Origin of the sequence: Tenuifilum sp. 4138str (assembly GCF_041102575.1) — a bacterium.
Classification (GTDB): Bacteria; Bacteroidota; Bacteroidia; order Bacteroidales; family Tenuifilaceae; genus Tenuifilum; species Tenuifilum osseticum.
The window spans coordinates 182,673-196,365 of sequence record NZ_JBGCUE010000003.1 but is presented as its reverse complement, the minus strand read 5'-3'; the positions used below and the strand labels follow the sequence as shown (position 1 = coordinate 196,365).

At 40.4% G+C, this 13,693-nt stretch carries 12 protein-coding genes; 5 read left to right on the top strand and 7 right to left on the bottom strand.

Annotated features, from left to right (window positions below):
• Positions 1-3 precede the first annotated feature (3 nt).
• From der to AB6811_RS04440, 3 genes are read right to left on the bottom strand one after another with little or no spacing between them, the layout of a single operon-like run.
• Complete coding sequence (gene der, locus AB6811_RS04450) at positions 4-1,311, bottom strand: ribosome biogenesis GTPase Der (RefSeq protein WP_369489232.1); 1,308 nt, start codon at positions 1,309-1,311, stop codon at positions 4-6.
• A gap of 42 nt (positions 1,312-1,353) precedes the next feature.
• A complete protein-coding gene (gene era, locus AB6811_RS04445) occupies positions 1,354-2,235 on the bottom strand; it encodes a GTPase Era (protein WP_369489231.1) in 882 nt (293 codons plus the stop codon).
• 19 nt (positions 2,236-2,254) lie between these two features.
• On the bottom strand, positions 2,255-3,460 hold the full coding sequence (locus AB6811_RS04440) for a pseudouridine synthase (protein ID WP_369489230.1): 1,206 nt from the start codon (positions 3,458-3,460) through the stop codon (positions 2,255-2,257).
• 543 nt (positions 3,461-4,003) lie between these two features.
• Between AB6811_RS04440 and AB6811_RS04435 the strand changes: the two genes are divergently transcribed.
• Complete coding sequence (locus tag AB6811_RS04435) at positions 4,004-6,088, top strand: hypothetical protein (protein ID WP_369489229.1); 2,085 nt, start codon at positions 4,004-4,006, stop codon at positions 6,086-6,088.
• A 69-nt stretch (positions 6,089-6,157) separates the two neighbouring features.
• Here AB6811_RS04435 and AB6811_RS04430 read toward each other — a convergent pair whose 3' ends face one another.
• Positions 6,158-6,721 carry an REP-associated tyrosine transposase gene (locus AB6811_RS04430; RefSeq protein WP_369489228.1) on the bottom strand — a complete coding sequence of 188 codons (564 nt, stop codon included), beginning with the start codon at positions 6,719-6,721 and terminating at the stop codon, positions 6,158-6,160.
• A 275-nt stretch (positions 6,722-6,996) separates the two neighbouring features.
• Here AB6811_RS04430 and AB6811_RS04425 point away from each other — a divergent pair, with 275 nt between their 5' ends.
• The 4 genes from AB6811_RS04425 to AB6811_RS04410 all read left to right on the top strand — a co-directional run bounded on the left by AB6811_RS04425 (position 6,997) and on the right by AB6811_RS04410 (position 11,290).
• On the top strand, positions 6,997-7,851 hold the full coding sequence (locus AB6811_RS04425) for a hypothetical protein (protein WP_369489227.1): 855 nt from the start codon (positions 6,997-6,999) through the stop codon (positions 7,849-7,851).
• Entirely contained in the window at positions 7,852-8,691 is an 840-nt protein-coding gene (locus AB6811_RS04420) for an agmatine deiminase family protein (RefSeq protein ID WP_369489226.1), read from the top strand.
• A 200-nt stretch (positions 8,692-8,891) separates the two neighbouring features.
• Positions 8,892-9,875, top strand: coding sequence for an ADP-ribosylglycohydrolase family protein (locus AB6811_RS04415; protein WP_369489225.1), 984 nt, complete (start codon positions 8,892-8,894; stop codon positions 9,873-9,875).
• Positions 9,876-10,279: 404 nt separating this feature from the next.
• Entirely contained in the window at positions 10,280-11,290 is a 1,011-nt protein-coding gene (locus AB6811_RS04410; protein ID WP_369489224.1) for a hypothetical protein, read from the top strand.
• A 159-nt stretch (positions 11,291-11,449) separates the two neighbouring features.
• On the opposite strand, the gene AB6811_RS04405 is transcribed toward AB6811_RS04410, so the two are convergent.
• The 3 genes from AB6811_RS04405 to AB6811_RS04395 are packed head-to-tail and all read right to left on the bottom strand — an operon-like array spanning position 11,450 to position 13,607.
• Positions 11,450-12,163, bottom strand: coding sequence for a tRNA1(Val) (adenine(37)-N6)-methyltransferase (locus AB6811_RS04405; protein ID WP_369489223.1), 714 nt, complete (start codon positions 12,161-12,163; stop codon positions 11,450-11,452).
• 11 nt (positions 12,164-12,174) lie between these two features.
• Complete coding sequence (locus tag AB6811_RS04400) at positions 12,175-12,954, bottom strand: TIGR02757 family protein (protein ID WP_369489222.1); 780 nt, start codon at positions 12,952-12,954, stop codon at positions 12,175-12,177.
• Between the two features lie 2 nt (positions 12,955-12,956).
• Positions 12,957-13,607 carry an ABC transporter ATP-binding protein gene (locus tag AB6811_RS04395; RefSeq protein WP_369489221.1) on the bottom strand — a complete coding sequence of 217 codons (651 nt, stop codon included), beginning with the start codon at positions 13,605-13,607 and terminating at the stop codon, positions 12,957-12,959.
• Positions 13,608-13,693: the final 86 nt, after the last annotated feature.

Below are 13,693 nucleotides of genomic sequence, written 5' to 3'. Positions count from 1 at the left end.
ATGCTACTTCTCCCTAAAGTATATTTGAATAGGTACTCCGGTAAGGTTAAACTTTTCCCTTAGCCTATTTTCAATGAATCGCTTGTAAGGATCCTTTATATACTGTGGCAAGTTGCAGAAAAATGCAAACTGTGGGGTTTTGGTGGGTAACTGCGCGGCATACTTAATTTTCACAAGTTTACCCTTATAAACCGGCGGCTCCTTGATTTGCAGTGTTTCCTGCAGAAAATTGTTTAGCTCCGAAGTGGGAATTCGGCGCTTACGATTTTCGTAAACCTGCATGGCGGCTTCAATCACCTTGAAAACACGCTGTTTGGTTAATGCCGATGCAAAAATGATAGGAACATCGTTGAAAGGGGCAATTCGTTCCTTGATGAGCTTGGTGTACTCATCAACGGTTTTGTTGTTCTTTTCCACCAAATCCCATTTGTTTACAACCAGCACTAAACCTTTCTTATTGCGGACTATAAGGCTGAAGATATTCATATCCTGCCGTTCAATTCCTTGGGTGGCGTCAATGAGCAAAAGGCATACATCGGAGCTCTCAATTGCCCTTACGGAACGCATCACGGAGTAAAACTCCAAATCCTCCTTTACCTTGGTTTTACGCCGTAGGCCAGCAGTATCGACAATAATAAAATCATGGCCAAACTTACGGTAGTGGGTATCAATGGCATCGCGCGTGGTGCCGGCCAACGGGGTTACAATGTTACGTTCCTCACCAATAAAGGTGTTGATTAACGACGATTTACCCACATTTGGGCGGCCAACAACGGCAATGCGGGGCACTTCGTTTTGCTCAGCTGACTCATCAATATCGGTGAAATGTTTCACAATATCATCGAGCAAATCGCCCGTACCGGAACCATTGATGGATGAGATACACCATGGGTCGCCAAGACCCAAGCTGTAGAACTCACCCGCTTGCATGCGTATGGCGTTATTGTCAACCTTGTTGGCCACCAGGTAAACGGGCTTTGAACTCCGCCTCAGTATCTCTGCCACAGCAATATCCATGTCGGTTATGCCCTCCTGGGCATCAACCAGGAAGGTGATAATATCGGCCTCATCAATAGCAATAAGCACCTGCTTGCGAATCTCCTCCTCAAAAATATCATCGGAATTTTCCACCCAACCGCCCGTGTCAATCACTGAGAATTCCTTTCCATTCCAATCGCTTTTCCCGTAAATGCGGTCGCGGGTAACGCCGGCAATTTCGTCAACAATGGCATGGCGCCAGCCAACCAAACGGTTAAAGAATGTCGATTTACCCACGTTGGGCCTTCCTACAATAGCAATTAAATTTCCCATTGCCCTAAATATCGTTTTAAATGAAATACTACCAATATCGAATTACAAGGGGTAACCAAAGCGTTTGAGCTTGCCCTCGTCGTTGCGCCAGTTGGGGTCAACCTTTACGTAAATCTCCAGGAATACTTTTTTCCCCAGAAAGGTTTCCAGCTCGAGGCGTGCCTCGGTTCCCACCTTTTTCAGCATTCGTCCCTGGCTTCCAATTATAATTGACTTCTGCGACTCCCTGTCCACATAGATTATCGCCCTAATACGGTCAATTGTTTCCGATTCCTTGTACTCTTCAATTTCAACCTCAACCGAGTAAGGGATTTCCTTTTTGTAGTTCAGCAGGATTTTTTCCCGGATAATTTCGGCTGCAAAAAAGCGGAGTGTCTTGTCGGTTAGGGTATCCTTGGGGAAATACTCAGGCCCCTCGGGCAGCCTCTCAACAATCATGTTTGCCAACGCATCGGTGTTAAAGCCGTGCAGGGCTGATATTGGAAGAATATCGGCCTTGGGCATCATTTGCCCCCACTGCTCAATTAGGAGCGCAACCTTTTCCTGTGTGGACAGGTCAACCTTGTTTATTGCCAGGATAATTGGAATATCCAACTGCTGGATTTTGTCCAGGAATTCCTGATTCTTATTGGGTGTTTCAACCGTGTCGGTGATATAAAGGATTACATCGGCATCCTCCAGCGCCGACTCCACAAACCGCATCATGGCCGATTGCAGCTTGTAGGCGGGCTTCAGAACACCCGGCGTATCGGAGTAAACAATCTGAAAATCGTCGGAGTTAACAATGCCCATTATGCGGTGGCGGGTGGTTTGCGCCTTGCTAGTAACAATGGAAATCCGCTCGCCCACAAGGGCATTCATTAGGGTTGATTTACCCACATTGGGGTTACCAATAATATTTACAAAACCCGATTTGTGCGACATGGCCAAAGATGATTAAATCCTAATAAAACCTATTCATCTTAAGCATGTTAACCTCTTTCTCGGTAAGGAAGCGCCACTTGCCACGTGGCAAATTCTTCTTGGTGAGGCCGGCAAAGTAAACCCTATCGAGCTTTATTACCTTGTAGCCTAGCGACTCAAAGATACGACGGACAACGCGGTTTTGGCCGCTATGGATTTCGATACCCACCTCGGAGCCATCGCTTCCATCAACGTAATCAATGGCATCTACCTGAATTTTTTCGCCGTCGAGCTCAACCCCCTCAAATATTTTATTCAAATCTTCGGGGCGAACCTTGCGGTCGAGTCCCACATGGTATATTTTGCGCTTTTTGAAGCTGGGGTGTGTCAGCCTGGTGGTAAGGTCACCATCGTTGGTGAGCAGAAGCACGCCAGTGCTGTTGCGGTCCAGCCTACCAACGGGGTAAACACGAACATCGCAGGCACCCTCAATGAGCTCCATCACGGTATGCTTGGCATGGGGATCGTCAACGGTGGTAACGTAGTCCTTGGGTTTGTTAAGCAGGATGTAAACCTTGCGCTCAGCGGTTAGCCGCTTGCCCTTATACATAACCACATCGTCGCGACGAACCTTGGTACCCAGTTCGGTAACCACCTTGCCGTTAACGGTAACCATGCCGTTAGCAATCAGCTCATCGGCCTCGCGACGGCTGCACACCCCTGAGTTGGCTATATACCTGTTAAGGCGGATAAGCTCATCGGCTGTTTTTTTGGCAACCATGCCCTCCGCCTTTGCGTTATCGCGGGTGTACTCCTTGCTTTTGCTTTCGTTGTAACGGGTATGTTTTACCAGCTTAAAGCCATCGTTTTTCCGTCCACTTTCGTGCTTACGCTCATCCCGTGATGGTCTTGAGCTACGCTCGTGTGCGGTTTCGCGCGGCTCATGCTCCCTGGAATCGGAATCCTTTTTCCATGAGCGTGGGCGGTACGATTTTGGCTGTTCGGAATTGTCGGATTTTGGTTTGCGGAAATCGCCTCGGCGGCTATCCTCTGACCTGCGCTTTGGTTCCGGTTTGTGTTCATCGGAACGGGGTGATACTCTTTTCTCGGGCTTAGAATCGCTTTCGTCGTTGGCATCTACCTTTTTCAACGTAAGGGTTCTAGGCCTGTAAACCCTGGCGGGTTCCTCGGGGGAGTTACTCCGCTTCTCGCGTTTAACATCCCTGTTCATACTCTCTTTTCTCATTTATATGCTTAATTATTAACTATTTACGGCTAACGTCATAGCCATTTAGGCTTGCAAAGATACAAACAAAAATTGATTTACATGCTGATTAAGAGAAATTTGTGTTTAGTTTATAGTGTTTAGGTTTTTCTGATTGTAAATCTGGGCAAAGCAGGGGCGAAAGCGTCTGAAAGACGAACTCGAACAAAGAACTGCCACAGGTGACAAAACACCATGCTGATTAGATGTGTCCAACTATCAATCCCCTTAATTTATTTGCCCCTTTGTACTTGCTTTGAATGGCAGAGGATATGTGATGTAGATTTAGGCTTGAAATCTGAAAAAAAGTTTTAACTTTACCATGGGATTTGGTTTTTGGGTTATTGTAAAACTATCCCTTAACGGGGATGTTTCCAACTTCACTTTTTTTATCTACAAAATTTATTTTGGACGGATGTGAGAAAAAATAAATAGTTTGTTGAAAATTCACAAAGAGAAAGAAAAAGAATTAACGAACTTTAGCCCAGTTTAATGGATAAAGCGTTTAAAGGGGAAATGTAAAATATGATAAAACAGGACAACAATCAATTATTCAGGCTAGCAGCAGTATTGTATGCTGACAACAATTATGAGGTTTCTACAAAAACTATCATCCGAAAGGTTATTGAATGTGCTATTTTAAGTAATGGCAATAAACCGTTGAACATTCATCAAATAATTGAGTTTGTCCAGACGTCTTACAATTTAGATCTTATTGAAGAAGAAGTAATTTCAATTGTAACTCACGAGAAAGAAGAAGGATTTGTTGTTAATGTTAAGAAAGAAGAAATAATTATAAACTTAACTGAAAAAAGGAAGATTCACCTTGAATCAAAAGTTTCAAATAAAACTATTGACTTTTTCATTGATGAGTTTGTGAAACTAAAATCAGAATTAGCTACAGGCATCAATGTAAAAGAGATTATTTACAGATTTTTATATGAATTGCTTAGTACAAATGTAGAAGGTTTTAAAAAACTACTTAACAGCAAAAATCAAATTGAAGACCTAATTAATATTGAATCTCATAACTACACTACAATTGAAAGAGAAGTTATTAACGAATTTCTAACTTGGGATAATAACGATAAAAACAAAGCGATTTTTGACATTGCTTCTTATGCTCTTGAATATTGTATGATTTCCAATAATGGAAAAGGTGTCCAATTACAACTTAATAATCTAAAAAATAAAGTTTTCTACATAGACACTAATGTTATTTATAGAGCATTAGGCATAAATGGTGAAAACCGAAAGAAAAGAACTATAACTTTTTTAAAGAAGGTAACTGAAACTGAAACTAAATTAGTTATTTCGAAATATACTGATTTAGAGCTTAAAGATTCTGTAAAGTTCTATGTTGATAAATTAAAAAAGTATTCTTTGAATCAGCCAATTAGTCCTGATGTTTTCAATGAAAAATATTTCAAAAGTTTGTCTGACATTTACGATTTTTATTATCAATGGCGATTGGGATTAGTGAATGATAGCTTAGAACTATTTGAAGCTCATATCCTAGGGCTTTATGAGAAATTCAAAGAAGAATTTAATGTCACTACTGAATACAAGATCCCTTTTAATGATAATGATGAAAAAATAAAAGAAAAAATAACATCTCTTTCAAATGAAATTTCTCGACAAAAAGACGCTGACAATTCCCGTCACAATTGGAATGGAGATTATTATGATGCTTCAAATATTCTCTTAATTGAAACAAGACGAGAAGGCAAAGAATCGAATATATTTGAAACAAAACAGTTCTTTATTTCCACCGACCAATCATTAAGAAGATGGGACTACTATAGAAATTTATCAACCCCTGTTGTTATTCTTCCAAGCCAATGGCTTAGCATTATACTTAGATATATATGCAGAACAACAGACGATTATAAAAGCTTTGTTAGCTTTTTGAACTTGCCGAGTGGAGAAACTAAAATAGACAGCGAGAAAATTCATATCATTTTAAAAGGCATCAGTGAAATGACCACAAACTTTGACCAACAGAGATTTTTGGTTCAAACATTGGTTCAAAGAAAATTTGAAGGAGTACTTGAAAACGGAATCAAGGATGAGGAGATCCTAGAAAGGACAAAAGACTTTGCGAAAACTGAGTTACAAAAACAAGTTGAAGAAATTGCAGCGAAGCATCAAAATCTACAATCAGAGCTTGAGACACACAAAGAATCTACTTCTAAACTGATACAAGATTTAGATCAGAAAGCCACTAAACAAGCAAAGGAACTAATAGAGAAAGAAGAAGAAAATAAAAGGCTTAAAGCTAAACTTAGTCAGGAATTTATTGACAGTAAATTGAGTGATTGGCGTACTTCAGCCTATTGGTGTTTGCCATTGATTATTGCCATAGGCGCATTTTTCTTTTTCCAATTGTTCTATATTGATTGGGAGTACAACTATGTTGAAAAGTTAATTCAATATATTGACAATAATCCGAGTGAGTCAAAACGTAATTGGATGATGGCAGTCAATGTTGCTCTGTTAGGAGCAATTGTGGGGCTAATACGATTTTGTTGGAATAGACTTTTTTCTTTCGAAAAGAAGGAGGAACAAATAAACAAAATAGTTCAAAATTTACCTGATGAATATAAATAGCACCCCGTTCGGCTGAGGCTATACGCCTCAGTCGAATCTATCTATTCGGGCACTGCCCGGTAAATATAGCTAATTGTACGTTTTCCACCGTATGTCTACGGTAATTACATCTATTACTGAATCTAACCCTGAGTAGTTGCGTGCGCTGGAGTACAGGTAATCCTCTGGGTTTACTACAATGCCGCTGCGTACTGGATTTTGGTGGATATAGTGAACCTTCTGCTCTATAAACTTTTGGCTGTAAATATGCTCGGCATGGTTCTCGTGCGTCCAAAGCTGGAAGGTTTGCTTGCTTTTTAGCTTGCCTTGGTACTCAAATACCACCCGGAGCCATTCGCTCCGGCTTTCCTTCCCACTTTGCATGATTTCGAGGAACCGTTTGCTGGTGTAGCTCTTAAAATCACGGACAAACCCACTTAAATTACCATTTTGGCTCTGCGCCAGCAGGTGAATGTGGTTCGACATGATTACGTACGCGAATAGGTTTAGCCCCTTATTCTTTTGGCAGAACTTTAGGCTATCGATAACCACATCGCGGTACTCCTTGCGGGTGAACAGATCCACCCATCCCACTATCTGAAACGTTAGGTAGTACGCGCCATCCTGCTCCTGTATCTTGTAGCCTGTGGACATTGATCCGGTCTGTTGCTATAACAAATCTACAAAAATTCAGCAATAACTTTTACGTGTAACTTAGATTTTGTTAACCTATTCTGGCTAAAGTGTAACGTTAGGCTTAGGCTCATTATGCTTATGGCTTTGCCTGTACTTGAATTATAAAAAAACAGGCACAGCCTGCTACTGATAGCCCGACGGCGGTGCAACCGCCGCCGAACACGGGGCGTTTATTGCTTTTTACAGCCTCGACTCAACATAAGAATATATGCCGGGGAATAAGGCTGGTGATTTTGGAAAAAAGCGCTAACTTTACCATGGGAGTTGGTTTTAGGGTTATTGTAAAACTATCCCTTAACAAGGATGTTTCCAACTTCGCTTTTTTATATTACAAAATTTTATTTTGTACGGATGTGAAAGACATTAAATACCTCGACCTTTACCTATCAGCATTTGAACTTGAGAGTAAAGACAAAGAAATTGAACAAAGTAAATTTGCAGAATTTTGGCATTACTTAAACGGGTGCCTTGAAATCAAATCGCTTGACGAGAAGTTTTCAACATTGGCCTACTATTTAATGAATTACTTGTGTTTAGTTGTTGCCTACCAACCATACAGAATTACTGAATTAGAAGTTTACTACTACGATAAAGACAATCACCCGGATCCTTATGTTCATTGTTCTACAGAACAACTTTTTGCGGGCAACTGGTATTTTAACGGAGCAGGTTTAGATATTACATTTGGCGACTATGAAAAGAAAATTTATGGTGGGCTTTTAATCAGGGGAATTATGAAATTTGGAGATAGTCCACGTTACATAAGCGGCCCATCAAACGTTCTTAAAGAAATTTTCTCAAACATCGGTAACATTTTGACAGGCAAAGGAAGCATTTGTTTGAGAGAGCTAAAAAAAGATAAAATTGAAGAGATAAAAACCGAACCAATCCAAGCGGTTCGTATCGGCTTGACTAAGAAAAAAGAGGACACAGAAAATTATGCCGAGAAAAAATATCGATATATAGTTGAACTAAATCTTCAACATAAATTCAAGGATAAAGCAAAAGTTGTTCGGCAACTTTTGGCAGACAACAAAATCAATAAAAAACAAGCCAAAGAAATAATGGGCTACGACATAAATCCGTAAATGATACCCGATAGCCAAACAAATACTCTTTACATTGCTGACTGCTTACCAAAAAAGCATCCAAAATTCTTTATGGACTTTGAAGCGGTATTAAAAAAGTGTGGTATCACTTTTCAGCTATTACCTTACACCAAAGACATTTGGGCTGTTGATTATATGCCAGTTCAAGTTACAGCTGACAAGTTTGTTCAGTTTGTTTACAACCCAGACTATTTGCAAAGCCGGAAATGGTTAAAGACAATTCCGGATGTTGAAAGTATTTGCAACTCAATAAGACTTAATCGAATAAAATCAAACATCGTTTTAGATGGAGGTAACGTAATAAAGACAACCGATAAAGTAATAATGTGCGACAAGATTTTTCTTGAAAATCCAAACTATTCAAGGCGACAACTTTCAGATAAATTAAAAGAATTATTTGAAATAGATAAACTCTTTTTTGTTCCTCAACAACCAAAGGATTTTACAGGTCACGCAGATGGAATGGTTCGTTTCCTTGACAACAATACGGTAATAATTAACGACTATTCAAAAGAGAAACCAGAATTTCAGAGAGCATTTAAAATTGCATTGGACACCGCAGGGCTTGACTACATCGAAATCCCATACAACCCATACGGTAACAAGACTAACGGACAAGCAAATGGCATCTACATCAACTTTTTACAAATGCAAAATACGGTTATCGTTCCAACTTTTGGTATTAGGGAAGATGATATCGCAATTCGACAATTTGAACAACTTTTTAGAGGACAACAAATAGCAACTATTGACAGTAACGAAGTGGCTAACAATGGCGGAATACTTAATTGTATAACATGGAACATTTTGACAACGTGATAAGAGAAACGCCATATGACACTCCTTACTAAACCCTTTTCCACACTACTATTGCAAAAAGCATAATATGGAATATCAAACAAGCGATAAAGTGTATGAAAAGTATTTGTTATTGATTATAAGCCCCGCCAAAGATGAGCAAATAGTTTTTTTGGTGGATTTTTATTTTTAAATTTATAAATAAAGTAATTCAATAAACAATGAAAGCGTTAATGCAAAACGAAATTCGTAAAGATAATAGGACTCTTAAACAAATTAAATCTGCACTTTTTGGGGTTGCAGTTGGCGATGCTTTAGGGGTTCCAGTCGAGTTTAAAAGCAGACAAGAGATAAGCCAAAATCCTGTAACTACTATGATTGGTTACGGCACACACAATCAGCCTCCTGGGACTTGGTCCGATGACAGTTCGCTAACTTTTTGTTTGGCCGAAGGATTGACTAATGACTTTTGCCTTGATGAAATAGGACAGAATTTTGTAAAATGGTACAACGAAAATTATTGGACACCCTATGGTGAAGTTTTTGACATTGGTGGAACAACCAAACAGGCAATTTTGCGAATTGCAAAAGGCGAAAATCCTGAGTTGGCGGGTAGTTCAAAAGAAACCGATAACGGTAACGGTTCGCTAATGAGAATCTTACCGCTGCTTTTTTATTTATATAACAAACCAATTAATGTGCGTTTCGAAATTACAAGAAAGGTATCTTCAATAACTCACAGGCATATCCGTTCAATTATTGCATGCTTTTACTACCTTGAATTCGCTAAGCAAATTATTGAGGGAAGAGACAAGTTTGATATTTACAGCAATTTGCAAACATTTGTTTTAAATCATTTAACAAATCTTTCAATTAACCCAGCAGAAATATCTTTGTTTGACAGATTGCTAAAATCAAGTATTTACGAACTTGACACGGAACAAATTTATAGTACTGGTTATGTGGTGCATACTCTTGAAGCCAGTATTTGGTGTTTAATGACAACAAGTAATTTCAAAGGAGCCGTTTTGAAAGCGGTCAATTTGGGATATGACACTGATACAACAGGAGCGGTAACAGGAGGCCTTGCAGGCTTGCTTTATGGTTTTGAAAATATTCCCGAAGAATGGATACTTCAAATTGCAAAACATCACGAAATAGAAAATTTGGCAGAACGACTTTACATAAAAATTACTAGTTGTTAGCATGGTATCTGCATAGTACGGAATAAGGTGCTAAAATTGAGAGCTGAGTACCTTTTTTTCCTACTTGTATAATAAATCTCTAGAACCCCAAGTAAAAATCCCCTTCCCCTTCGTTAGGGTGAACCTCTAGACGCATGCGTTCCCTTGTATTATCAGGAATGTGGCTGGATTTGAGTTCGCTTTTGACATCAACGAACCACTTTACTTGTTAGGTAAAATAATGAGCCAAAAATTAAAAGCCCTTTTGATGATATTTGAAAATATTTTATTTTTGAATAAATAAATCTTACAAAAAGTACGGTTATACATGCAGAATAGATGTATATGATTACTTTTGGTAAGGTTATAAATGAGTTATAAGACATTTTTGGACGATATACAAACTAACAAGATAAAACAACAGAATGAGACATTTTATATTAGGAAACAACCTCAAATACTACAAGACACCTTACAAATTTGAAAAGGACTTGACTAAAATTTTTGAAACTCATTACAAGGAAATTATTTCTCAGAAATCTGTTTTCGTGACAGCAGAGAAACAATTCAAGACTAAGAATTTTAAGAACGCAATTTGTGACGGCTTTTTACTTGTGTGGGAAAATCCGACAACTCCTCTCCTCTACATTACAGAAATTGAACTTGAAAAACACAGTATTGACCGACATATATTACCTCAAATTGGCGACTTCATTTCATTTGTAAAACGAGCCTCAAATGAAGACTTAACAGACCTAAGAGGTTTTTTATATGAAAAACTAAAACAGAATAAAGTATTGTTTAAGCAAATCCAAAAAGACACTGACCGAGAAGTTTATGAACTAATTGACAATGCACTTGAAGACCTGCAAGTTCTTTTAGTCATTGACCGAATGAATCCGAACCTTTCTATTGGACTGTCACAGATTGAGAAGGCAATAAGCTTGAAAATTAGAAAAATTGAAGTTTCAAAGTTTGAGGCAGACGGTAAAAATGAAATCATTTTCTATTCTGACAGTGAAACTGAAACAAATGGAAGTTCAAAAACAACTAACAATAACGAAGAAGATGAAAATGTGGTTGATGAATTTACGCTTGACTATCACTTAAAAGAAAAACCGGAAACTATCCAAGCAATTGTAAATGGCTTTATTGAAAAGACAAAGGATAAAATTGTGGTATTGCCTAAAAAACATTACATTGGTTACTTCAAGGATGACAAAATGATAATGTCAACAGTTGTAAGAAATAAAAGTGCAATTTTCTATTCAAAATCTTTAATAAAAGACAGCGACAAAAAATTTGACAAACTCAATTTCCGTGACGTGAGAAATATAGGACATTATACAAATCATTTACCAACCGAAATAGTAGTTTCAGATATTGAAGCACTAGACCAACTTGTAGAATACTTTTATAAAATAAGTGAAAAATGATTGTAACGACTGACACGAGACAAAGAAAAACACCCTATAACAGCCGCTTTCAGCATTGGAAATTGCTGTGGTTAAACCAAATTCAGTGAATCTTTCAATATTCGTGCTTGGTTGACGCAATGTGGTTCTAAATCTCCCACTGCGCCAAGCGCCAAAACGTTAAAACCCCAAGTAAAAATCCTCGGTCAACCGTTTGTACTCATCGGAATAGGAACCATCGGGGTTGTGGATGGTGAGGGTGCTTTCGGCCACAGCCCGTTTTTGGGTTTCGAGCTGGAGGAGAACCCTTAGCACCTTTCGGCCAGGTCGCGACTGCACGTTAACCTTTTGCGTGCAGTAAAGGCCATGTGCGCCAGCCATGGCAATGAACACATTGCCCTCGGAGTAAGGGAATACTCCACAGAACCTGCCGCTTGGGGCAAGCAGCTTTATAACACCCTCAATCAAATGGTTGTAGGGTAAACTCTCGGTATGGCGCGCAATGTTTCGGCCGGTGTGAGCCGATTTGAGCGACTGGTTGAAGTATGGCGGATTGGAAACAATCAGGTCGTACCTATGGCTTACCGAGGGTGCAAAGCTCTGCAGCGAGCAGTTAATAACATCGATACGGTTAGCCCAGGGCGATAGGTTCACGTTGCTCCTGGCCTCGGCTGCCGATTGGGCATCAATCTCAATGGCATCGATGTGTGCACCCGTGGTGCGTTGGGCAAGCATAAGCGCAATTACCCCGGTACCCGTGCCAATATCGAGTATTCGGTTAGTGCCGGTAACATTAGCCCATGCCCCTAAAAGCACACCATCGGTATTTACCCGCATGGCCGCTTTTGACTGGTGCACTGTGAATTGCTTGAACTTAAAGTAGCTATTACCCACGGCGTTGCAAGTTAAAACTTTTCATGAAGGCCCAAACCAAAAAGGGCGTAATCGTACTTAACGGGATCGGCGGGGTCAAACTGCCTTAGCGCGTCGGTAAGCTCAATCACGGCTTTTAAATCGTCCTGCGCGCGTTGCAGGATTCCCAGCTTACGGGCTACCCTGCCGGTATGTAGGTCGAGCGGCATAAGTAATGCCGAGGTTGGAATGGTACTCCAGATGCCAAAATCGACCCCCTCAGTTGCCGGACGGATCATCCACCTCAGGAACATATTTATACGCTTGGCGGCAGCACCCGCAGCAACATTAGGGACATGGCGGAGAGTGCGTGCAGGCACCTCACATTCCATAAATACATTGCGGTAGGCCTGTATGGCACCGTGTACCGAATGCTGTTGACGGTATCCCTTGGCAAATACCTGTTCAAGTCCGCCTAAATGGGTGTATATGTGCCTAAGTACGTAAACAAACTCAATGGCATCGGCTGAACTGAAGGTTCGGTGAACAAAGCCTTGCAGGGCATGCTCGTCGGTTTTGGAAAAATTCATCACAAACTCGTAGGGCTTATTGCCCATGATGCCCATAAGCTTGCTGGCGCTATTCACTATCGATTTTCGGCTGCCCCATGCAAAGGTTGAGGCAAACAGAGCGCTTATCTCAATATCGTACTTATCAGAAAAGCTATGGGGTACTTGAATGGGATCGCCAATGATAAATGCAGGGCAGGCATACCGCCTATACCTGTCGTTAAGCAAATCGGCAAGCTCAGCAAACGAACTGGGTGTAAGCATGGCTAAACAAGTTGACCGTCGTTCATGGAAATTTGCAGGTCGGCCATGCGGGCCAATTCCTTATCGTGGGTTACCACCACAAAGGTTTGCCCAAAAGTATCGCGCAGGTGAAAGAATAGTCTGTGCAATTCCTCCTTGTTATGTGAATCGAGGTTGCCTGAGGGCTCGTCGGCTAACACTACCATGGGGTTGTTGATGAGAGCCCTTGCAACAGCCACACGCTGCTGCTCCCCACCCGATAGTTCCGATGGCTTATGGCCAAACCTGTGTGACAAACCCAGAAAATCAAGCAGTTCCTTTGCACGATTTGAGGCGTCGGTCATGCTTTTGCCTGCAATTAATGCAGGCATGCATACATTCTCAAGAGCTGTAAACTCAGGCAAAAGGTGGTGGAACTGAAATACAAAGCCAATATGGCTATTGCGGAAACGAGCAAGCTGTGTATCGTTAAGCGCTGTAACATCGGTACTATCGTATAGCACTTTACCTTTATCGGGCTGGCTGAGCGTTCCCATAATCTGGAGCAATGTGGTTTTACCCGCTCCGCTTGGCCCAACAATGGCAACCACTTTCCGTTCAGGTATCTCAACCGTAATGCCCTTGAGCACGGTAAGCGCTCCAAACGATTTAACTATGCTTTCAACCTTTATCATCTGGCAAAACTAAAAAAAATGAAGTTCAACAAAGGTAAACATTTTAGTTAAAGGGTAAAGGATAAAGGTTAAAGGTTAAAGGATAA